The organism is Synechococcus sp. CS-1329 (genome assembly GCF_025128055.1).
Lineage (GTDB): Bacteria > Cyanobacteriota > Cyanobacteriia > PCC-6307 > Cyanobiaceae > Regnicoccus_A.
Window position 1 is genome coordinate 88,631 of record NZ_JAHLYS010000036.1, and the last position, 19,971, is coordinate 108,601.

The following is a 19,971-nucleotide window of genomic DNA, read 5'->3' on the forward strand; positions in this document are numbered from 1 at the left end:
ACTCTCATGCATTACCGTAAGGATTAGCAGCGACATGAACGCCATTGTGGAGAGCATGAGCACATCTGCTGACAGAAAGGGTCCGGCTGCAGCCGAGCAATTCACGCCCCAAAGCAGTCAGCCAAGCCCATTGATTTCCCTTGTCATTCCATGCTTCAACGAGGAAGGATGCCTGGAGACACTGTTTGAAGAACTGCACAAGCAGGCTCAATACGTCCTCAAGGCCAGATCAGAACTGTCATTTGAAATCATCATCATTGATGATGGCAGCAAGGATCAAACGATTGAAAGCGCCAAGAAACTCCTAATCCAAAGCCAAGATTGGGCCTCGGGTAAGATCATCTGTTTTTCTCGAAATTTCGGCAAGGAGTCGGCACTGCTGGCAGGCCTGCACTATTGCTCAGGTGATGCATGCATCACTATTGATGCTGACTTACAAGATCCCCCTGAGGTGATTCCAGACATGATTAGCTCATGGCTCGAGGGCCATGAGATCGTCAGTGCAGTCAGAAGCGATCGCTCCAATGATCATTGGATCAAACGCTTCACGGCCGAATCCTTTTATCGAATCTTTCTCGCACTCTCCAAACTTGACATTCAGCTGAACGCCAGTGATTTCAGACTTCTGGATCGAAAGGTGGTCACTGCAATCCTGGCCTGCGAAGAACGGGTGCGGTTCTCTAAAGGCTTCTTTGCCTGGGCAGGTTTTCGGAAAAAAGAAGTCTATTACAAAAGGCAGATGCGCTCTGCTGGCGAAGGGAAATGGAACCAATGGAAGCTCTGGAACTACGCCTTGGACGGAATCTTCAGTTTCTCAACAGCACCATTGAGAATCTGGAGCTATGTTGGCTTTATCGTGACCATAGCAGCCTTTATCGTTGGGATGACTTCGGTCGTGCGGGCGATTCTCTTTGGAATTGAAACTCCTGGCTACGCCTCACTGTTCGCAGCTGTCACCCTTCTTGGCGGGCTCCAGCTGATCGGAATCGGAATTGTGGGAGAGTACCTTGGACGCACCTACATGGAGTCTAAACGGCGGCCTTGGTTCATCGTACGTGATATTTTTGAGACTTGAATATCATCTCACGGCTGGGTAGATTCAGTGCAGTTGGCCTGGTCGCCACCGGGATCCATGCCACTGTTCTTGTCGCACTCATCAGCCTTGGCATCGGCAACGGCCTTGCCAATCTCTCTGGTTTCCTGATTGCATTCATCTGTTCATTCTTTGGCCAACAGGCGCTGACATTCAAAGACCGGCTCGGAGAAAAACGGCTTAACAAAAGAGCTGCAGCGGTGCTGCTGATCGTCAACAGCAGCCTGGCGATCATCTTGGGGCAAATCGCTCCAGCCGTAGCCCTCCCGGCCCTGCCGATCCTCCCCGCAGCAACCAACTACATTCTGCTCTGGATATTCACTGGGCGCAGCTTCTTCATTGCCAACTAACAGTTTTTGACCATCAGTTTCAGACAGTGAACGGCAACCGGGTTTAGACAGAAATCAAGTGAGGCCCTCAGCGCTCAGCTGTTGAGGGGGTCACAGGAACATCTTCGTAGAACTGCTGAAGAGCCAGCACCACCGCTCTCCAATCCGGAACAACCGCACCGGCAGAGGAGATCCAGATCAGCCGATCAGGGCGGAGGCACTGTCACGACAACATCCTGGTTGAGCGGCTATGGCAAATGCTCCAGCATGAAGAGGTGTACTGGCCTACTACAGCGACGGCTGGGCGGCAAAACCCTCAATGAGATCTACAATCAGTTGGGCACCTGTTCCGCCCACCTTGGGTTAATGAGTACAGGGGCACCGGCTGTTCAAAAAAAGCCATCCAGCTCAGAGGCTGTTCACCAGATTTTCGAGAAGATCGAGAATCATTTCTCCATGAAATCCTCAAAGCATAAAGCCATGAAACTATCAAGGCATGAAGCCACCAAAGGCGACTGCCTAGCGGCTTTTCATGCATAGAAGAACATATTGAATCGTAAGTTGGTTGACGGCCTAAAGACCTCGGCCTCTATGGCGCCGAGGACAAAAGGAACCAACCAACCCACGTCACCATTCAGGCGAAAGCCTGGGCAAGCAAGCGATGGGCGTGCGCCACTGGTTGCTACTTAACAATCAGCATAACTTCATTCGACTTCTTGCCAGTCTTTTCATCAACAATATAAAGGGGGTATGAACCTGGCTTGGCATAGAGCTCAGGCGGGACTAGCCCTGAAACCAAGGTGCCGTCAGAATTGACACTTGATCCAGGCAGTTTTTGTCCTGCAAGCACCGGCACCGCAGATTTAGGTGCGTCCGTGGTGTCTGCCCAGATGGCACTGAGGCCATCTGGTTGGACGTTAAATGGCTGACCAGCCTGGATTTCCAAGGGCCCATACCCCTTGAGGGAAATCTGCTTTGCAGCCGGTGAGCAAGCTGCAAGCCCGAGGGGGATCGCCAAAAGTGACGCCATCAGGGCATTCCGAGCGGGTCCGGTCATCTTCAAAGCAAGAAATCGTATTCAATCATACCTGATCTTAGAGCTGAATTCCGGCTCGGCGGAACCTTGCTGACCTGCCCTTGATGGCTGGCCGTTTTTCGAGACCTGGATAGCCAGCCATGGCTTCGCAGACGCTTGCGGTTGTGACATAGATCACACCCACGCCTCCGTTCAGCAGTTCAGAAATTGGGGTCAGATTCTCTATGTTGGCAGGGATGGATCGAGTTGGGTGGGACAAGACTTGACCAAGAAAAATTCTGCTCCCAAAATGAATATTAATGCCTGCAGGAATGTGAGGCAAGGCCATGCCACAATTCAGTCTTGCCCTGGGTTGAGCGGGACCAATGGCCGAACTGCTCGACTGGCTGCCCAAAGGGCTGGCGGCCCTCGCCATTCTTGTGGTGTCCTGGCTGGTGTGGCGCACGGCACGGCGTGCCGTGGGACTGGCGATCGAGCGGGCGGGGCTGGATCCGACTGCCAGTAATTTCCTGCTGACGATCCTGAAGTATGTGATTCTCTCGATCGGGGTCGTCACAGCCCTCGGGCGGGTGGGAGTCAACACCACCTCCATTCTCACCAGCCTCGGTGTTGTCGGCTTGAGCCTTGGCTTTGCCGCCAAAGATGCCCTCTCCAACATGATCTCAGGACTGTTCATCTTCTGGGATCGCCCTTTCGTTCTCGGCGATCTGATCGAGGTGGGTGGGCACTATGGCCGGGTGGATCGGATCACGATGCGCTCAACCCGGGTGGTGACACCTGATGGGCGAATGCTTGCTGTTCCCAATACGATCGTGGTGAATTCAATTGTGGCTTCTTACACGAATTTCCCCCATCTTCGCCTTGATATTCCCTTCAGCGTGGGCGTTGAGGAGAACCTTGCTCGGGTTCGCGCGATCGCCCTCTCCCAGTGCCCCGATGCGGATCTGCTGGCCGAGGATCCGCCGGCCAGGGTGGTGGTCACAGCCCTGAATGATTACAACATCGGTATGGAGCTCCAGGTGTGGATCTTTGATGAGAAGCAGCACATCGCCATGCGCCACCTGCTGCGCGAACAGCTGTTCGAGGCCCTGCGCAAGGCCGATGTGGACATGCCACTGCAGACGTTGGCTCTGCGAAGCATCGATGGCAATTCTGAGGTGAGCAGGAAAACCCAGTAGGCTTGCAAGGGCCAATGTGGCCCAAATCATTCATGCGAAACTGGAAGGCATGACAAGCATCGGCCTGGCCCTGGGCAGCGGCGGTGCCAGGGGATGGGCCCACATCGGAGTGCTCCGTGCCCTGCAGGAGCAAGGGATCCGGATCGATGGGATCGCCGGCTCCAGCATCGGCGCCCTTGTGGGAGCGATGCACTGCGCCGATGAGCTCGACGACCTGGAGGACTTCATCCGGGAATTGAGCTGGAAAGGCATGCTCAGCTACTTCGACATGGTCTTCCCCACCAGCGGCCTGCTCGATGGCAATAAGATCTATGCGTTGCTCTCAGAGCGCCTGCAGGAGATGAGGATCGAAGATTCAGACATCCCCTTCTGCTGTGTGACCACTGATCTGATCAACGGCAAAGAAGTGCAGCTCCGCTCAGGTTTGATGGTGGATGCAGTCCGGGCCAGCATCTCAGTGCCGGGCATCTTCACACCATTCTGCGCTGGTGATCGTGTCCTGGCCGATGGCGGCCTCGTCAATCCAGTGCCGGTGGATGTGGTCAGGAGCATGGGGGCCGAGGTGGTGATCGCGGTGAATCTCAACAGCCCCGGCACCGGCTCTGAGGCGGAGCCGAGCGGCGAAGCGCAGGGAGCAACGCACAGAAAGGAGGCCGAAGAGTCTGGGGGTGGCCCTCACCCCAGAGCCAGCAGTGAGGCCTCAAAGCAGCGCAAGGAGTCGTTTCTGAAGAGCCTCGCAGAGCGCTACGAGAACCTGCAGGACAATCTTCAGGAGTCGTTGCAGGACAAGGTGGATCGGTGGTTCCCTGATCAGGATCCCTGCCCGAACATCTTCGAGGTGATCGGCCTGTCGCTCAACGTGATGGAGCAGCAGGTGACCCGCAGCCGCCTGGAGGAGCACACTCCCGACCTGCTGGTGCAGCCTCTGCTGGCCGACTTTGCCATCTTCGATTTTCACAAGGCTGATGCGATCATCCGCAAGGGTTACACCGCCATGAAGCAACAGATGCCGGCCCTGATGGAACTGCTCTGATGGACCAGATCTGATGGCGCTGCATCTGCTCGAGGCCCTGCGGGACAGCCTGGATTCCTGGTTTGAGCAGCAGAAGTCTCAGTTGGCAGAGGATCCGCTGGAGCCTCTGCCGCGGGAACGCAGCCTCGCCGTGCAGCGGCAGGTCGCTGGTCTCAACATCCCGGCGGCCCAGCTGACCTTTGTGCGCCAGGAGCTGGAGGAGGCGATCGCGGCCTGGCGCTCCGATCCCGACGCCTCCCATGTGCTGATCCTGCTCAGCCGGCCGGTGGACCCCATCGCCCCGGTGATCGAAGCGGCCCTGGCGGGGTGGACAGCACCGGTGGACGTGTGCCACACGCTGCTGCCCTGCCACCATCGGCCCGCGGATCCCCAGGCGACGGCGCTGATGCTCAGCGCCGCACTGGAGGAGCCCCTGCCGTCTGGGGCCGGCGATGACGACACGGTGCTGCTGTGCCTGCCGAGCCTGGACCAGTGTTTTCTGCGCTGCATCAAGGGCTGGAGCGGGATCGGGCACCTGCGCGAGGTGATCCTGGAACGCCGCGACCGCTTCTGGCTGCTGGGCTGCAACGGCTGGGCCTGGAAATTCCTCGACCACGTCAGCCAGATCAACTCCTATTTCCCCGACGCCAGAACCCTGCCGGCCCTCACCGGCGACGACCTCAGGGACTGGCTGGCGCCGGTGAGCCACGACCTCGGTCTCGGCCGTGCCGCGGACGACCAGCCCAATGACGCTGGCGACGGGGAGCACTCCAAGACGGGTGCAGGCGAGACAGACCAGTGGGCCCAGCTGGCAGACCTGTCCCTGGGCAGCTTCAGGATCGCGGCTGAACTCTGGCTCGGGGCACTGCGACTGGACCCGGACAGCGAAGCGGGCCGCCTGCAGCAATCGAGGCCGGCACTGCCCACACTGCCGGCCCTGACGGATGAGGACCGCTACATCCTGCACAGCCTGTTGATCCACGGAGCCCTGCGCAGGGACCATCTCGCCTATGGCCTGGGGCTGCCCAGCCACCGCCTCCAGCCCCGCATCCAACGGCTGCTGGGCGAAGGGCTGCTGCGGCAATCAGCGGCGGAGCTGTGCGTGCAGCCCGGGCACTATCCCGCTCTGGTGAAGGAGCTGGCGAACAGCAATCTCTTCACCGGGGAGGCCTGAGCGATGGCTTGGCCCCTGCTCCACCCTGGTCTGCGCCCCGAGCTGCTGTTGGCGGCAGCGCAGGCTGAAACCAGCAGGCAGCGGATCCTGGCTGAGCTGACGCTGTGGAAGTCGATCAGCGCCGTCCTCGCGATCCTGCTGGCCTACGGAAGCATCGTCCTGATCGAGCGGCTGACCGTCTGGCTCTCCGAAAAGGTGGCCCGTCGCTACAGGCTGCTGATCAAGCAATCGCTGCCCTTCCTCAAGGGGCTGATCCTGGTGGTGACGGTGTCCCACCTGCTCGATCAGTTTCTGAATCTCAACCAGAACAACCTGCTGGCGCTGACAGGAACCCTGGCCGTGGCCCTCGGCTTTGCCTTCAAGGACTATGTGAGTTCGATCATTGCGGGGGTGGTCTCCCTGTTCGAGGCCTCCTATCGGGTGGGGGACCGGGTCAGGATCGGCGACCACTACGGGGAAGTGGTGGGCTACGGATTGCGCAGCCTGCAACTGCTGACCCCCGACGACGACACCGTCACCATTCCCCACAACCTGCTCTGGACCGATCCGATCGCCAATGCCAACAGCGGCCACCTGGAGGCACAAGTGGCCACCGATGTGTATTTCGACCACAGGGTGGACGTGGATCTGGTGATGGAGATTCTCTATCAGGCGGCCTACAGCAGCCAGTACACCCAGCTGCGCCTGCCTGTGGTTGTGGTGATGACTGAACACCTGTGGGGCACCCAGTTCAAGTTGCGCTCCTATCCCATTGATGCCCGTGATGAGTTCACCTACCAGACTGATCTGCTGAGGCGAGCCAAGCGAGCCTTTGCCCAGCATGATCTGCCCTATCCCTACCGCTCGCTGGCACTGCTCCAGCAGGCGGCAGCCAAAGGCTGATCTGCAGCGGCCGTGAGTGTTGAAGATTTGCGAATTCCCGCACAAGCCCAGCCGCATAGATTCAGAATTCTTCCACATACTGACTCATCGACAGGTGGTAACACGCGCCAAAAAGTTGACGCTACCGGAAGTCAGCGAACGGATCCAGGCACTGCTGAGTCAGTCGGCTCTAACAGAAGCTGATCTTCTGGCCTTCGCCAGGGCCGTGAATGGAAGTGACTTCAAAGTCCCACCGCCACCCAAACCAAAACCGGTGCCCAGGCCAAAGGCGCCCACCCTCGCGGAAGTCAAATCCGCCGTGCTGGCACATTTTGACTGCAAGACAGCCATGCAGCTGAAAAAGAACAAGAATTTCCAGATGTCGATGACCGGAGACCAGATCATCCTCAAGAACAAAGAGGATTGGCTGAGGCTCTATCGCCGCTTCGTTGGTATCCCCAGCCATGAACGGGGGCTTGAAGCAGGGCCGACCGTCATCAACGGCATCGACGTGCTCAAGCATTTCCGGCCCTGGGTGGTGTTCGACCTGGATCCAAAAACCGCCAGCGCTGATGACGTGAGGGAAGCCTTTCGAGCCTTAATCAAGGTGCACCATCCTGACCACAACGGTGATCCCCGTGTGGCGGAACGCCTGCAGAAGATGAAAGATTCAGTCCTGGCCCTGATGTGAGTTTAATACAGAGCTGAAGCCCTTACGACAACACTTCAACATCCAGCATGCGCGACCTGTTAACGGATCGGGAAACAGCCAGGATTCTCGGCAAAAGAATTGATTCTCTCTACAAGATTGTCGATGCCTTTGATGCGCAGTCCGACGATGAGTGGGAGCTGGTGGAGGGTGAACACTTTGAGTTCACTGGAGCGCCTGTGGCTGCGGCCCAAGGCAAGCGCGCCCGGCGTTTCACGGAGGAGGGCATTGAAGCCCTGGCCCGTTACATCGAAACAAAGGAAAAGATAGGACTTCTGCGCTTACTCCGTGACCGGATCTTCAATGTGAAGCAAAAGCGCCGACAGATGCTGGTGTCACGGCGCATTACCCAGGAGTTCATGGAGATGGGCGATGACCTGGTGATTCGAGGCGAACTGGCCTTCGTGAGCCGTAAGACCACGGTGAGCATCCTCCAGACCAACTACCAGGGCTTGAGCAACTCCTGGAGTCGCTTGCGTTCTACTGGCACTGAAGATGGGGAAGAAGCTCTTGAGATCGATAAGGATTTTGTTGAGGCCGAAGCCAAGATCGTGCTGATCAGTCAGCGCGGCATCGCACGAGTTGCTCGTGACATGCACAAAAACAGCCAGATCACCCCAGCGCGCAAAGCCTGGATCGAAGCGGTGGGCGATGTGGTGGAAACATGCTTCAACGCTGAAATCCGCCACCTGACCCAGGGATCAGATCTAGCCATCAAGCGAGCCAAGGGTGCTGCCGGGAATCGCTGCGAAGTGACCGGACAGAAGTCCTCAAGGCAGACGAAAGTGGACCTGGCCGGTCACCACCTGTTTGATCGCTGCAGCCGCCCAGACCTGGCAGATCTGAGCGATAACATCCTGGTGATCATTCCAGATCTGCATCAGGAGTTTCACAGCTGGAGGCCTGGAGCCTGCACCCCCAACGACTTTCTAACTTTCGCCGAAACCGTGCGCGCTGATCTCTTCGATCCTGTGAACTCCAGACAAATGAAACGACTGCAAACCTTGACCCGACGACTGAAACGGCTTCAACACGAACGGGAAGGGCAGCAGGTGAGGTATCACAGGAGTTGAGCAAAGAATCTTGCAGCGATGATTATCACGAACGCTCCACGATCATGCTGAGGCCATCCGCAGCAACGAGGCTACGCCGCGCCCAACTGCATGCTTTTATTAACTTTCTAGTAGGCACCTTGTGAATAGGTTAATTCATAACTGTGTGAATAGATCTCAAAGATGAGGCCGAAGGGATCTTCGACGTAGCACATCCTGTAGGGTTTTTCTCCGGGATAGTATTCGCGGATAGGCATCCTCTGCTTGCCGCCGTGTTCGACAATCTTTTTTACCAGTCCTTCAATATCTGGATCCTGAACGCAAAAGTGAAAAGTGCTCGTCTTCCAATACTCAAAGTCTTTTGGTGTTTCATTGTTTTTAAATTCAAACATTTCAACACCAATCTTATCACCTGTAGACATGTGCGCAATTTTAAACGAGCCCCAGCCCTCGCCGAATACATCGATACACATTTGCCCTATTGGGGTTCTTGACTCTTCAGTAATCACTGTTGGCTTCATTATATGATACCAGCCCATCGCATCACTGTAAAACTGAGCCGCTTTCTCTACATCTGGGACAGAAATTCTGATATGCGAAAACGTTCTTGGATATGGGCTCATAGCTTATTCCTATCACTTGAAAATCAACAGTAGCTCGACGGGCCCGAAAACACTTCCCGAAGGAAAGGCCCTGGAGTATCCGCGGAACACTCTCGACATCAAGGCTGTCTGGGTGGGCCCCTGAGCCACTGGTGCATCACGCCCCACCCAGACAGCCCCCTGGCTCAGACTCCCACCGGTTGGCCAGCAGGTTGGCCAGCTGCGGCGGCAGCTGCAGCCTCCTGAGCCTTCAGCACCTCTTCGAGGCCGGCCAGATCCTCGTCGGTGATCTTGGTCTGCATCGGGCAGTGCTTGGGGCCGCACATCGAGCAGAACTCGGCCTGCTTGTAGATGTCGGCGGGCAGGGTTTCGTCGTGGTACTCACGGGCCCGCTCGGGGTCGAGCGAGAGATCGAACTGCTTGTTCCAGTCGAAGGCGTAGCGGGCGCGGCTGAGTTCGTCGTCGCGGTCGCGGGCTCCCGGGCGGTGGCGGGCGATGTCGGCGGCGTGGGCGGCGATCTTGTAGGCGATCAGGCCCTCACGCACGTCTTCGGCGTTGGGCAGGCCGAGGTGCTCTTTGGGCGTCACGTAGCAGAGCATCGCCGTGCCGTGCCAGCCGGCCAGGGCGGCGCCGATGGCGCTGGTGATGTGGTCGTAGCCAGGGGCGATGTCCGTCACCAGGGGGCCGAGCACGTAGAAGGGCGCCTCGCTGCACTCCTCCATCTGCTTTTTGACGTTGAACTCGATCTGGTCCATCGGCACGTGGCCCGGACCCTCCACCATCACCTGGATGTCGTGCTCCCAGGCGCGGCGGGTGAGCTGACCCAGAGTTTTCAGCTCGGCCAGCTGGGCGGCATCGGAGGCATCGTGCTGGCAGCCGGGGCGCAGCGAATCGCCCAGGGAGAAGCTGCAGTCGTAGCGCTTGAAGATTTCGATGATGTCATCGAAGCGCGTGAACAGCGGGTTCTGGCGGTGGTGATAGAGCATCCACTGGGCCAGGATGCCGCCGCCGCGGCTGACGATGCCGGTGAGGCGGCCCTTCACCAGCGGCAGGTGCTCGATCAGCAGGCCGGCGTGGATCGTCTGGTAATCAACGCCCTGCTGGCAGTGCTTCTCGATGATGTGCAGGAAGTCGTCTTCGTCGAGCTTCTCGATCGAGCCGTGCACGCTCTCCAGCGCCTGATACACGGGCACCGTGCCGATCGGCACCGTGGAGGCGTTGATGATCGCCGTGCGCACCTCATCGAGGTTGACGCCGCCGGTGGAGAGGTCCATCACCGTGTCGGCGCCGTACTTCACCGCCAGGCGCAGCTTGGCCACTTCCTCCTCCAGGTCGGAGGCGTTGGGGGAGGCGCCGATGTTGGCGTTCACCTTGCACCTGGAGGCGATGCCGATCGCCATCGGCTCGAGATTGGTGTGGTTGATGTTGGCGGGGATGATCATCCGGCCCCGGGCCACCTCCTCCATCACCAGCGATTCAGGCAGCTTCTCGCCCTTGGCCACATAGGCCATCTCCTCGGTGATCACACCCTGGCGGGCGTAATGCATCTGCGACACATTGGCGTCACCACGACGCTTCTCAATCCAGGCGCTGCGCATGATCGACTCGTGAAAGGGGCGTTCGGACCGGGGGCCGCTGGGAGGCGATGGCACAACTCCGGATCCGGGCGCCACCGGGACCGATCGGACCGCGGCTGCATTCGGGACACTTCCCTGCGCCGGCATGACCCGGATCAGGTTCGGAGGGTGTGATCTCAGCCAGGGCCTGAAGCGCTCTTCCGGGGGGAAGCGTGCTCAAGCCGGGCACCCCTAGTGACGCTTAAAACCTAGCAAGCCTGGCCGGAAACGGACTCTCAACCCTGCAGACCATTGAGAGCCGCCGCCACCACCCGATGGTCGGGATCCTGCTGCAGGCCGCTCAATGCCTGGCGCGCCGCCTCACTGATCTCCGTCTGCTGCGAGTTGGCGCCGGCATCCCGGACGATCCGGCCGAGAATCTCAGTTCCACCCACGCGCACACTGCCATCGGTATCGGCGATGGCCATCTGGGCCAGCTCCAGCAGCACACCGGGCTCGATCTCCGCCTGCTCCGCCAGGGCCGAGAGGATGCTGCAACGCACCAGCCACTGGTCGTCGGCCGCAAACGACTGGCGCAGCAGCGGCCAGGCCCGCTCCACCCCGTAACTGGCCAGGGCATTGGCGGCCTCGGCGCGCACATTGGCATCCTCATCGGCACTGAGGGCCGTCGTCAGGGCCTGCCAGCCCGCCTCGTTGCGCTTCACCCCCAGGCCCGCGCAGCTGATCGAGCGCACGATGAACGGTTCCTGCTCCAGGCCCAGCAGCAGCAGCGGCACCGCCTGCTCTGCCTCCAGCCGCCGCAGCCCCACCAGCGCCGGCAGGGCGCGGGATGGGTCGCCGGAGACGATGGCCTCGCGAATCTGCTCGGGGTTCAGGCCAGCCGGGCTGGCGGAGTCTGGATCGGCCATGGCCTCAGCTCAGGGGTGGAGTGAGTTCACCCTCCCACGCCGTTCACGCGACCGCCACCGGGGGCCTGAGGTGTGGCCTGCTGCAGCGCCTCCAGCAGGCTGCGCCGCCGCCGGGCCCGGCGCACACCGCTGCTCACCAGCAACCCGCTGCCGATCAGCAGGGCCGGCACCGCCTCGAGCCGCTGGTGGCCACTGCGGGAAGCCAGGCTCACCAGCGCCAGCAGGATCAGCAGCGGGGCCGAGAGGGCCAGCAGCGTCCTCAGGGCCGGGTGGGAGCCACTCAAGCCTGGCGCTCCATCCACAGCAGCAGGCTGAGGGTGAGCACCTGCACGCCCACGGCCAGGGACCCTTCATCGGGATTGAAAGCGCCGTTGTGCAGGGGCGCACAGCCCTCGGCTCCCGCCACCCCCAGACGGAACATCGTGCCCGGTGCGGCGCTGAGCAGCTGGGCGAAATCCTCAGCCCCCAGGGACGGTTGGTCGAGCCGCAGCACCTGCTGGCGACCCATCAACGCCTGGGCGGCCTCTTCGACGATGTCGGTGAGATCGGGGTCGTTGTGCACCGGCGGCGAAATGCAGCGGTAGCGCACACGGGCCTCGCCGCCGTAACCCCGGCAGATGGCATGCACCGTGTCCTCGATCCAGCCCGGCAGCTCGGCGTGGACGGTGGTGTCCAGGCAGCGGACGGTGCCCAGCAGGCGCACATGGTCGGCGATCACGTTGAACGCCTTGCCCCCTTCGATCCGCCCGAAGCTCACCACCACCGGGTGCAGGGCATCGAGCCGACGGCTGATCGCCTCCTGCAGACCGCTCACCACCCGGGCCGCGATCCAGATCGCATCAGTGGACTGGTGGGGCCTGGCCCCGTGTCCCCCTTCCCCCAGCACCTCCACCTCCAGCTCGCCGGCGGCGGCGGTGAGGCTGCCGCTGCGCACGCCGATCGTTCCCACCTCCAGGCTGGGGAACACATGCAGCCCGAACAGGGCCTGCACCCCCTCCATGGCGCCATCGGCCAGCATCCAGGCCGCCCCCTGGGCCGTCTCCTCCGCCGGCTGAAACAGCAGCCGCACCCGCGCGCGCAGCTGGTTCGCCAGCGGTGCCAGCAGCCGCGCCACACCGAGCCCCACAGCGGTGTGCAGATCGTGGCCGCAGGCATGCATCAACCCCTGCTGGCTGGAGGCGAAGGGCAGGCCGGTGCGTTCCTCCACCGGCAGGGCATCCATATCCACCCGCACGGCCACCAGCGGCGCGTCGAGGGGGCCCAGCTCGCCCACCACACCGGTGCGGCCCACGCCTTCGCGCACCTGCCAACCGAGCAGGCGCAGTTCACCGGCCACCAGGGCCGCCGTCTGGTGTTCAGCGCCGCTCAGCTCGGGGTGGGCATGGACATGGCGGCGCAGACCGATCAGCTCGGGCGTGGCCTGCTCCAGGGCCCGAGCCAGATCCAGCCGCTGCCACAGCTCCGCCGCGGTGCCGCTGGGACGGGGTGGGGCGGCAGAACTCATCGCTGGACCAACTGGAGAAAATTCTCGAGAGCCTGGACCGGCCCTGGGGGCCAGCGTCGGATCTCCAGCAGCCATTCTGGCTGGCGATAGCGGGGATCCAGGCCCGAAGCCGCCGCCCAGTTGCTTTCGGCTTCACCGACGGCGCCCCGCTGCCAGAGCAGGGCCGTCAGCGCCGCCCGCGCATCGGCGAACAGGGGATAGCGGCGCACCAGCTTGCGCAGGTCCTGCTCAGCCTCGGCCGGCTCCCCCAGCTGAAAAGCGGCCAGAGCCGCACTGGAGCGGGCCATGGCAAAGCCCGGCCGGGCCGCCGCCGCCGCCTCGAAGCAGTCCCTGGCCTGATCCCAATGGCCGAGGGAGCCCTGCACATTGCCGAGGTTGTAGAGGGCGGAGGCGTCCTCGGGATCCCGCTCCAGAATCCAGTGGTAATCGGCGGCGGCCAGCTCCCACTGGCCCAGGGCCTCTTCAGCGGTGCCGCGGTTGAGGTGGGGATCGGGGTTGATCGGATCGAGCGCCATCGCCCGCTCCTGATCGGCGATCGCGGCCTCAGCCCTGCCCAGGGCCAGTTGCACATTGCCGCGGTTGCTCCAGGCCGCGGCATCCCTGGGGGCCTGCTCCAGCACCTGATTCCAGAGGGGCAGGGCATCGCCGAAGCGGCCCTCGCGGCTGGCGATGAGCGCCTGCTCGAACACCTGCGGCAACGGAACGGTGGGGCTGGCCCAGAGCGGCGCCGGACCCGGCAGCAGCAGCAGGGCCAAGGCCAGAGCGATCGCCAGCAGCCCCCGTCGAACGACCTGCCAGCTGGCCATCAGGCGGCCTCCGGCCAGCCCAGGTGGCGCCGTGCCGCCTCGGTGGCCACCCGGCCCCGGGGGGTGCGTTGCAGGAAGCCGAGCTGCAGCAGGAAGGGCTCCACCACGGTTTCCAGGGTGATCGGGTCTTCGCCGAGGCCGGCGGCCAGGGTGTCGAGACCCACGGGGCCGCCGCCGTAGCCGCCGAGCAGCAACTCCAGCAGGCGGCGATCGCTGGCATCGAGGCCGCGGGCATCCACCCGGTGCAGGCTGAGGGCCTCGGCCACCAGCCGTGGGCCGATGCGCGCCTCCCCCTGCACGCTGGCCACATCGCGCACCCGCCGCAGCAGCCGGTTGGCGATGCGGGGCGTGCCGCGGCAGCGACGGGCCACCTCCACGGCCGCCTCCGCCTCCAGCACCAGGCCGATCAGGCCAGCGGCCCGCTCGACGATCGCCTGCAGGTCGTCGACGGTGTAGAACTCCAGCCGCTGAATCAGGCCGAAGCGGTCGCGCAGGGGTGAACTCAGGGCCCCGGCCCGCGTGGTGGCACCCACCAGGGTGAAGGGCACCAGCGGCACCGCCCGGGTGCGGGCCGTGGTGCCCTTGCCCACGGTGAGATCGAGGCGGAAATCCTCCATCGCCGGATAGAGCAGTTCCTCGGCCACACGGTTGAGCCGGTGGATCTCATCGATGAACAGCACCTCATGGGGGCGCAGGTTCACCAGTAGACCCACAATGTCGCGCGGGCGCTCCAGGGCCGGGGCGCTGGTGATGCGGCAGCGCACCCCCAGTTCCTCCGCCAGCACCAGGGCCATGGTGGTTTTGCCGAGGCCAGGCGGGCCGTAGAGCAGCACGTGATCGAGCGCTTCGGCCCGCTGGCGCGTGGCCTCCACGGCAATGCCCAGCACCTGCTTGAGCTCGCTCTGGCCGATGTACTCGCTCAGGCGCCGCGGCCGCAGCCCGTCTTCGCGGTTGGGCAGGGGAGCTTCGGCATCGGCCTCCTGCGGATCCTGGCCTGAGCCGGTCTGCTGCTGGCGAGGATCCAGCAGCCGCGGCGGCGGCTGGGCGCCGGATCCGGCTGCGGAGGAGACGATCGCCATGGCCTCGACAGTAGGCAGGCCCGGCCGTGGATAGGGTCAGCTCAGCAGAGGGGAGGTCGATGGCCAAAGGCGCGGGCAAGAAGGCGGCCAAGGCGGCACGGGATGCCTCCAATCGGCTGCTGGCCGACAACCGTTTCGCACGGCACCAATACGAGATCCTCGAAACCCTGGAAACGGGCATCGAGCTGGTGGGCACCGAGGTGAAGTCGATCAGGGCGGGCAAGGCCAACCTGCGCGACGGCTTCGGCCTGATCCGCAGCGGTGAACTGCAGCTGCACAACGTGCACATCTCGCCCCACAGCCACGCGAGTGCCTACTTCAACCATGAACCGCTGCGCACCCGCAAGCTGCTGGCCCACCGCCGCGAGATCGACAAGCTGCGGGTGGCGCTCGACCAGAAGGGCCTCACCCTGGTGCCCCTGAATCTGCACCTCAAGGGCTCCTGGATCAAGCTCACCCTCGGCCTGGCCAAGGGCCGCAAGCTGCACGACAAGCGTCAGGATGAGCGCCGCAAGGACGCCGACCGGGAGGTGCGCTCGGCCCTGGCCCGCCTCTAGCCATACAGTCCCCAGCACGAGCGGGGCACCGGGATGTCGGCACTGACGCGCTGTCTGCAGGAAGAGGCGGCCGCCATCGCCGCCGCCTCCGGGCGCCTGGATGCCGCGCAGGTGGACGCGGCCCTGGCGCTGCTCGATCGCTGCGCCGACCAGCGCGCCAAGCTGGTGATCACCGGCGTGGGCAAGAGCGGCATCGTGGCGCGCAAGATCGCCGCCACCTTCTCCTCGATCGGGCTGATGGCCCTCTACCTCAACCCCCTCGATGCCCTGCACGGGGATCTGGGGGTGGTGGCCCCCGAAGACGTGGTGCTGCTGCTCTCCAACAGCGGCGAGACCCAGGAGCTGCTGGAGATCCTGCCCCACCTGCGCCGCCGCGGCACCGGCCGCATGGCGCTCGTGGGCCGGGTGGCCTCCAGCCTGGCCCGGGGCTGTGAGGTGGTGCTGGATGGCTCCGTCGATCGGGAAGTGTGCCCGCTCAACCTGGCGCCCACCGCCAGCACCGCCGTGGCGATGGCGATCGGCGATGCCCTGGCGGCGGTGTGGATGGAGCGGCGCGGCATCTCACCGGCTGATTTCGCCCTCAACCACCCCGCCGGTGCCCTGGGCAAGCAGCTCACCCTCACGGTGGGGGATCTGATGGTGCCCACCGCCAAGCTCCATCCCCTCGAGGAGGGCGCCAGCCTCAGCGAGGTAATCGCCGGGCTCACCGGCGATGGGGTGGGGGCCTGCTGGGTGCGCCGGGCGAACTCCAGCGCCGAGCTGGCCGGGCTGATCACCGACGGCGACCTGCGCCGGGCCCTGGAGCAGCACGCGCCAGCCGAGTGGGCTGAGCTGCGGGCCGCCGATCTGATGACAGTCGATCCAATCACCGTGGCGGCGGATCTGCTGGCGGTGGAGGCCCTGGAGCGGATGGAGCGCAACCGGCGCAAGCCGATCGGCGTGCTGCCGGTGCTGGCCGCGGGGGGACCGATGCTGGGCCTGCTGCGCCTGCATGACCTGGTGCAGGCGGGCCTGACCCCCTCGGCCAGCTGAGCGCTCAGGCGGCAGCAGCAGCAGCAGCGATGGCGCGGGCCTGCTCCAGCTGCTCGGCGGTGTCCACCGAGAGGAAATCACCGTCGACGGGGAAGGTACCCACCGGAATGCCCGCCTCGATCAGCCGCAGCTGCTCCAGCTTCTCGATCTGCTCCAGCGGCGAAGCCGGCAGGTCACTCCAGCGCGCCAGCACATCGGCCCGGTAGCCGTAGATGCCCACATGGCCCCAGTAGGGCGCGTGCTGGGGCCAGTCGGCGGGCTCAACGCCGCGCACATGGGGCAGGGCCGAGCGGGAGAAGTAAAGGGCGCGACCATCGGCCGCCAGCAGCGTTTTGACCACATTCGGGTTGTGCACCTTCTCCGCCCCCATCCGGTACACCGGGGTGAGCACAGCAGGACCTGGGGTGGTGCTGGCGAAGGCCTCGGCCATCGCATCGATCACCGCCGGATCGATGAAGGGCTGATCCCCCTGGACGTTGATGATCACCGTGCGGGAGGGATCCGGCGGGGGCGCGTCAGGGCTGGCCGCCGCCGCCGCGGCCAGGGCCGTGAGCGCCTCCACCACCGAAGCGAGACGGTCGCTGCCGGAGCTGCAGGAGGCCGCTGTCATCAGCACGGGGAACCCCCAGGCTCCTGCTTCCCGGCGCAGCAGGTCGCTGTCGGTGCAGAGCACCACCGCAGCGGCCCGGCGGGAGCGCCGGCAGCACTCCAGCACCCGCCGCAGCATCGGCTGCCCGCCGATGTCGGCCATCACCTTGTTGGGCAACCGCGACGACTCCAACCGGGCGGGCACCGCCACCAGACAGCGCCAGGGGGCCGCTGCTTCCTGCTGCAGGTCCGCCTCGTTCACCGCTGGATCCCGGTCGCTGCAGCGGAGCTTATCGCCAGGCGGCGGTGAGCCCTAGAGCCGTTCCTGATCCAGCCGGGCCGCCCTCGAGCGGCGCAGTCGCTCCCCCAGGGCCGGGCCGGGCGCAACGCCTGCGACGAGCAGATCAGCCGCCACCAGATCCCCCCTGAGATGGCGCCAGCGCAGCCACCAGCGCAGCAGGGGGCGGCGGGGGCCGGTGCCAGCAGCCAGGGCCAGGGCCACCGCCGCCGGAGTGGCGCCCTGACCCTCCAGCAGCACCGCCCAGCCTGAGGGAGACCAGGCCGAGAAGGCCTCTCCCGAGTCAGATCCGCTCACCTGCGCCAGCCGCTCCGCCAGCCGCAGCCACTGGGCCAGCAACTGGTGCTGACGGTGAGGCAACTGCAGCCGCTCGGCCACCGCCAGCGGAGCGCTGCAGCCCGCCAACAGAGCCACCAGCGCTGGAAGCCCCAACCGGCTCGCCCAGCGCATCCGCCGGAGCCAGTGCCGGTCGGCCTGAAGTCCGTCATCGAGCAGCGCCAAGCCACCCCACTGCTGAAGGGCCGCCAGCGCGATCGGCCAGGGCTCCCGCTTCAGCAGCAGGTCCAGCTCTCCCCGCAGGCGGGTGCCCAGCGCCGCCGGCGCCAGGGCGGGATCCTGGCCGTGACGCCACGACCAGGGCCAGGCCGCCAGGGTGTCCTGCGCTTGAAGTCGGCCCTCTGCCGCGAGGCGGAAACCGAGCCGGGCGGCGTAGCGGGCGGCGCGGATCAATCGGGTGGGATCGTCCCGAACGCTGCCGCCATGGAGAAAGCGGAGCTCCCGGCGACTCAGATCCGCCTGCCCCCCATGGGGATCGAACAGGATCAGCGAGGGGCCGTCCTGAGCCGCTGCATCGGCCGCGAAGGACAGCACCAGGGCCATGGCATTGATGCTGAAGTCCCGACGGGCCAGGTCGTCCTCCAGCCGGCCGGCCCGCACCACGGGGTTCTCGCCCACCACCGGATAGCTCTCCAGCCGCGCGCTGGCCAGATCAAGCAGAAGCGGGCCTTCCGCCAGCAACAGCTCCAGTTCCACCGTGCCGTAGGCCCCATGCTCCTGGACAGCCACCAGCTGACCGGGCGCCAGCTGCTTCTCCAGCGCCTGCGCCAACCGCAGAGCGGCCCGCGGGTTCGGGCGCTCAGCGCCCTCAGGAGTCGTCTCGCTGCCGTCGACCACCAGGTCGAGATCAGTGACGCCGCGCCAGGGATCCCGATGCACGCTGTGCAGCAGCAGATCCCGCACCGCACCTCCCACCACCGCCAGGCGATCTGATCCGGCCGCCCGCAGCAGCAGGGGCCAGAGGCAGGCGGGAATGCCGGGGATCTCCACGGCGCGGAACGCATGGGCGGACGGTGGCTGCATCATCCCCAGGCCCCAGGCAACAGCTTCACCAGGACGCGCAACAGGCGCGGGCCCGGCAGAGAAATGACGCCACAGCGGCGGGATCGGCCGGCGGTCGGCTGCCGCTGGCCACGGCCCGGTAGAGATCGGCCACCCGCCAGCTCTCGGTGTCGCTGGCGGCGCCATGGCGCGGGATCAGGTGCAGATGGAAGTGGCGGGCCCCCTCCCCGAAGGCGATGGCATAGACCCGCTCACAGCCCACCAACTGCTTGAGAAGCGCCGAGCTGCGCCGCAGCATCGGTCCGAATCCAGCGGCCTCAGCGTCATCGAAGGCGTCCGGGCCCGGCACGTGCCGGCGCGCATCAAGCAGCAACCAACCCACCAAGGGGCTGGGGTGGGGATGATGCCGCAGCAGCCAGGGACCGCTGCGGTGGATCAGCGGATCGTCACCGGTGTGGAGCGCCGCCTGGATCTGGCAGACAGCGCAGCCGAGATCGGGAACCGCCCCGTCGGGGCCGGACCCTCCGCTCAGTCCCACAGGGCCATGGCGTCATCGCGGGCACCGAACCATTCGGCCGCCAGCGGACCACCCATGGCCCGCTGCTGACGGAACCAGGGTCCGCCCAAGGTCCAGTGCAGCAGGGTGGGGCCGGCCTCGGCGTTGGCAGCGGGCTCCGGTGGGGCCTGCACATCCACCAGATGATTCCAGCCAGTGGGAAGCGCACCGATTTCATGGTCGCCGGCCAGCCAGTGGAACCGATGCAGCTCCAGGCCGCTGGCGGTCTCGACGTAGGCGGGGGTCAGGGCGGAGCAGCGATCGCAGTTGAGCAACATCAGCGAGCTCCAGTTCTTCTTGGGATAGGCGCTCTGCACCTCACCGAGGAATTTCGCCGCTTCGGTGGGGACGTGCTCGTGCTGCACGCACATCACGGCATAGCGGTCGTCGCGCAGCGACCAGAGGGAGGCAATGTCACCGCGACAGAGCATGTCGCAGTCCATGAAAATGGCCCAGCCCTGATAATTCATCAGGTAGGGAACCAGAAAGCGGGTGAAGGAGAAGGCCGTGCTCTGCTTCGGATCGCGGAGGCGCGTGTGCTGAGCGCTCAGCTGTTCCGCCACCACTGGAGTGATCGCCAGCGGCAGGCTGCTGTGCTGGTACAGGCTGTCGATCAGAACGTTGGTGGCAGCCCGCTCGCGCGGGTCGTAACCGATAAAGATGGGGATCGGTCGGCTCATGA

General features: G+C 64.0%; 22 protein-coding genes and 1 riboswitch. Of the genes, 10 read left to right on the forward strand and 12 right to left on the reverse strand.

From position 1 onward, the window contains the following. The first annotated feature begins 34 nt into the window (after positions 1-34). Both KQ304_RS08835 and KQ304_RS08840 read left to right on the forward strand, forming a co-directional pair. Positions 35-1,075, forward strand: a complete 1,041-nt coding sequence (locus KQ304_RS08835) for a glycosyltransferase family 2 protein (RefSeq protein WP_259736724.1) — start codon at positions 35-37, stop codon at positions 1,073-1,075. Further along, positions 1,072-1,443 (forward strand): GtrA family protein, encoded by a 372-nt coding sequence (locus tag KQ304_RS08840; protein ID WP_259736725.1) that lies wholly within the window; start codon positions 1,072-1,074, stop codon positions 1,441-1,443. The genes KQ304_RS08835 and KQ304_RS08840 overlap by 4 nt, the downstream gene beginning before the upstream one ends. Positions 1,444-2,104: 661 nt before the next feature. Here the strand turns inward: KQ304_RS08840 and KQ304_RS08845 are convergent. After that, positions 2,105-2,479: a hypothetical protein gene (locus KQ304_RS08845; protein WP_259736726.1), complete on the reverse strand. Its 375-nt coding sequence runs from the start codon at positions 2,477-2,479 to the stop codon at positions 2,105-2,107. Between the two features lie 344 nt (positions 2,480-2,823). Here KQ304_RS08845 and KQ304_RS08850 point away from each other — a divergent pair, with 344 nt between their 5' ends. The 6 genes from KQ304_RS08850 to KQ304_RS08875 all read left to right on the forward strand — a co-directional run bounded on the left by KQ304_RS08850 (position 2,824) and on the right by KQ304_RS08875 (position 8,465). Further along, on the forward strand, positions 2,824-3,636 hold the full coding sequence (locus KQ304_RS08850; protein ID WP_259736727.1) for a mechanosensitive ion channel family protein: 813 nt from the start codon (positions 2,824-2,826) through the stop codon (positions 3,634-3,636). Between the two features lie 49 nt (positions 3,637-3,685). After that, complete coding sequence (locus KQ304_RS08855; RefSeq protein WP_311133899.1) at positions 3,686-4,669, forward strand: patatin family protein; 984 nt, start codon at positions 3,686-3,688, stop codon at positions 4,667-4,669. Positions 4,670-4,682: 13 nt separating this feature from the next. After that, positions 4,683-5,822: a hypothetical protein gene (locus KQ304_RS08860; protein ID WP_259736728.1), complete on the forward strand. Its 1,140-nt coding sequence runs from the start codon at positions 4,683-4,685 to the stop codon at positions 5,820-5,822. Positions 5,823-5,825: 3 nt separating this feature from the next. After that, complete coding sequence (locus tag KQ304_RS08865; RefSeq protein ID WP_259736729.1) at positions 5,826-6,704, forward strand: mechanosensitive ion channel family protein; 879 nt, start codon at positions 5,826-5,828, stop codon at positions 6,702-6,704. Positions 6,705-6,798: 94 nt separating this feature from the next. After that, entirely contained in the window at positions 6,799-7,374 is a 576-nt protein-coding gene (locus KQ304_RS08870; RefSeq protein ID WP_259736730.1) for a J domain-containing protein, read from the forward strand. A 47-nt stretch (positions 7,375-7,421) separates the two neighbouring features. Next, positions 7,422-8,465: a hypothetical protein gene (locus tag KQ304_RS08875; RefSeq protein ID WP_259736731.1), complete on the forward strand. Its 1,044-nt coding sequence runs from the start codon at positions 7,422-7,424 to the stop codon at positions 8,463-8,465. A gap of 107 nt (positions 8,466-8,572) precedes the next feature. Here KQ304_RS08875 and KQ304_RS08880 read toward each other — a convergent pair whose 3' ends face one another. The 7 genes from KQ304_RS08880 to ruvB form a co-directional block, all read right to left on the reverse strand. Continuing rightward, positions 8,573-9,067, reverse strand: a complete 495-nt coding sequence (locus KQ304_RS08880) for a lactoylglutathione lyase family protein (RefSeq protein WP_259736732.1) — start codon at positions 9,065-9,067, stop codon at positions 8,573-8,575. Positions 9,068-9,231: 164 nt separating this feature from the next. Continuing rightward, positions 9,232-10,644, reverse strand: coding sequence for a phosphomethylpyrimidine synthase ThiC (gene thiC, locus KQ304_RS08885; protein ID WP_259736733.1), 1,413 nt, complete (start codon positions 10,642-10,644; stop codon positions 9,232-9,234). A gap of 94 nt (positions 10,645-10,738) precedes the next feature. Continuing rightward, positions 10,739-10,866: riboswitch (TPP riboswitch) on the reverse strand. Positions 10,867-10,898: 32 nt separating this feature from the next. Beyond that, entirely contained in the window at positions 10,899-11,531 is a 633-nt protein-coding gene (locus KQ304_RS08890) for a HEAT repeat domain-containing protein (RefSeq protein WP_259736734.1), read from the reverse strand. Positions 11,532-11,557: 26 nt separating this feature from the next. Further along, positions 11,558-11,815, reverse strand: a complete 258-nt coding sequence (locus KQ304_RS08895; protein ID WP_259736735.1) for a DUF3188 domain-containing protein — start codon at positions 11,813-11,815, stop codon at positions 11,558-11,560. Next, the gene (locus tag KQ304_RS08900; RefSeq protein ID WP_259736736.1) at positions 11,812-13,035 is read right to left on the reverse strand and encodes an amidohydrolase; all 1,224 of its coding nucleotides are present in this window, start codon (positions 13,033-13,035) and stop codon (positions 11,812-11,814) included. The genes KQ304_RS08895 and KQ304_RS08900 overlap by 4 nt, the downstream gene beginning before the upstream one ends. Beyond that, positions 13,032-13,841, reverse strand: coding sequence for a tetratricopeptide repeat protein (locus KQ304_RS08905; protein WP_259736737.1), 810 nt, complete (start codon positions 13,839-13,841; stop codon positions 13,032-13,034). The genes KQ304_RS08900 and KQ304_RS08905 overlap by 4 nt, the downstream gene beginning before the upstream one ends. Next, positions 13,841-14,920: a Holliday junction branch migration DNA helicase RuvB gene (gene ruvB / locus KQ304_RS08910; protein ID WP_259736738.1), complete on the reverse strand. Its 1,080-nt coding sequence runs from the start codon at positions 14,918-14,920 to the stop codon at positions 13,841-13,843. The genes KQ304_RS08905 and ruvB overlap by 1 nt, the downstream gene beginning before the upstream one ends. A 59-nt stretch (positions 14,921-14,979) precedes the next feature. Between ruvB and smpB the strand changes: the two genes are divergently transcribed. Then, positions 14,980-15,477: an SsrA-binding protein SmpB gene (gene smpB, locus KQ304_RS08915; protein ID WP_255108544.1), complete on the forward strand. Its 498-nt coding sequence runs from the start codon at positions 14,980-14,982 to the stop codon at positions 15,475-15,477. A gap of 33 nt (positions 15,478-15,510) precedes the next feature. Next, a complete protein-coding gene (locus KQ304_RS08920; RefSeq protein ID WP_259736739.1) occupies positions 15,511-16,509 on the forward strand; it encodes an SIS domain-containing protein in 999 nt (332 codons plus the stop codon). 4 nt (positions 16,510-16,513) lie between these two features. Here the strand turns inward: KQ304_RS08920 and kdsB are convergent, their stop codons facing one another. Genes kdsB through KQ304_RS08940 form a run of 4 tightly spaced genes read right to left on the reverse strand, consistent with a single transcriptional unit; the run spans position 16,514 to position 19,969 of the window. Continuing rightward, entirely contained in the window at positions 16,514-17,359 is an 846-nt protein-coding gene (kdsB, locus tag KQ304_RS08925) for a 3-deoxy-manno-octulosonate cytidylyltransferase (protein WP_259736740.1), read from the reverse strand. 51 nt (positions 17,360-17,410) lie between these two features. Continuing rightward, a complete protein-coding gene (locus KQ304_RS08930; protein ID WP_259736741.1) occupies positions 17,411-18,754 on the reverse strand; it encodes a CCA tRNA nucleotidyltransferase in 1,344 nt (447 codons plus the stop codon). A gap of 25 nt (positions 18,755-18,779) precedes the next feature. Beyond that, positions 18,780-19,271, reverse strand: a complete 492-nt coding sequence (locus KQ304_RS08935) for a diadenosine tetraphosphate hydrolase (RefSeq protein WP_311133900.1) — start codon at positions 19,269-19,271, stop codon at positions 18,780-18,782. After that, positions 19,262-19,969, reverse strand: a complete 708-nt coding sequence (locus tag KQ304_RS08940) for a glycosyltransferase (protein WP_259736742.1) — start codon at positions 19,967-19,969, stop codon at positions 19,262-19,264. The genes KQ304_RS08935 and KQ304_RS08940 overlap by 10 nt, the downstream gene beginning before the upstream one ends. Positions 19,970-19,971: the final 2 nt, after the last annotated feature.

Excerpts from the sequence above, each read along its gene's own strand:
- KQ304_RS08900 (WP_259736736.1), bottom strand. The coding sequence starts at position 13,035 with ATGAGTTCTGCCGCCCCACCCCGTCCCAGCGGCACCGCGGCGGAGCTG.
- KQ304_RS08855 (WP_311133899.1), top strand. The coding sequence starts at position 3,686 with ATGACAAGCATCGGCCTGGCCCTGGGCAGCGGCGGTGCCAGGGGATGG.
- KQ304_RS08880 (WP_259736732.1), bottom strand. The coding sequence starts at position 9,067 with ATGAGCCCATATCCAAGAACGTTTTCGCATATCAGAATTTCTGTCCCA.
- ruvB (WP_259736738.1), bottom strand. The coding sequence starts at position 14,920 with ATGGCGATCGTCTCCTCCGCAGCCGGATCCGGCGCCCAGCCGCCGCCG.
- KQ304_RS08930 (WP_259736741.1), bottom strand. The coding sequence starts at position 18,754 with ATGCAGCCACCGTCCGCCCATGCGTTCCGCGCCGTGGAGATCCCCGGC.
- KQ304_RS08835 (WP_259736724.1), top strand. The coding sequence starts at position 35 with ATGAACGCCATTGTGGAGAGCATGAGCACATCTGCTGACAGAAAGGGT.
- KQ304_RS08905 (WP_259736737.1), bottom strand. The coding sequence starts at position 13,841 with ATGGCCAGCTGGCAGGTCGTTCGACGGGGGCTGCTGGCGATCGCTCTG.
- smpB (WP_255108544.1), top strand. The coding sequence starts at position 14,980 with ATGGCCAAAGGCGCGGGCAAGAAGGCGGCCAAGGCGGCACGGGATGCC.
- KQ304_RS08875 (WP_259736731.1), top strand. The coding sequence starts at position 7,422 with ATGCGCGACCTGTTAACGGATCGGGAAACAGCCAGGATTCTCGGCAAA.
- thiC (WP_259736733.1), bottom strand. The coding sequence starts at position 10,644 with ATGCGCAGCGCCTGGATTGAGAAGCGTCGTGGTGACGCCAATGTGTCG.
- KQ304_RS08865 (WP_259736729.1), top strand. The coding sequence starts at position 5,826 with ATGGCTTGGCCCCTGCTCCACCCTGGTCTGCGCCCCGAGCTGCTGTTG.
- KQ304_RS08920 (WP_259736739.1), top strand. The coding sequence starts at position 15,511 with ATGTCGGCACTGACGCGCTGTCTGCAGGAAGAGGCGGCCGCCATCGCC.
- KQ304_RS08890 (WP_259736734.1), bottom strand. The coding sequence starts at position 11,531 with ATGGCCGATCCAGACTCCGCCAGCCCGGCTGGCCTGAACCCCGAGCAG.
- KQ304_RS08845 (WP_259736726.1), bottom strand. The coding sequence starts at position 2,479 with ATGACCGGACCCGCTCGGAATGCCCTGATGGCGTCACTTTTGGCGATC.
- KQ304_RS08860 (WP_259736728.1), top strand. The coding sequence starts at position 4,683 with ATGGCGCTGCATCTGCTCGAGGCCCTGCGGGACAGCCTGGATTCCTGG.
- KQ304_RS08850 (WP_259736727.1), top strand. The coding sequence starts at position 2,824 with ATGGCCGAACTGCTCGACTGGCTGCCCAAAGGGCTGGCGGCCCTCGCC.
- KQ304_RS08940 (WP_259736742.1), bottom strand. The coding sequence starts at position 19,969 with ATGAGCCGACCGATCCCCATCTTTATCGGTTACGACCCGCGCGAGCGG.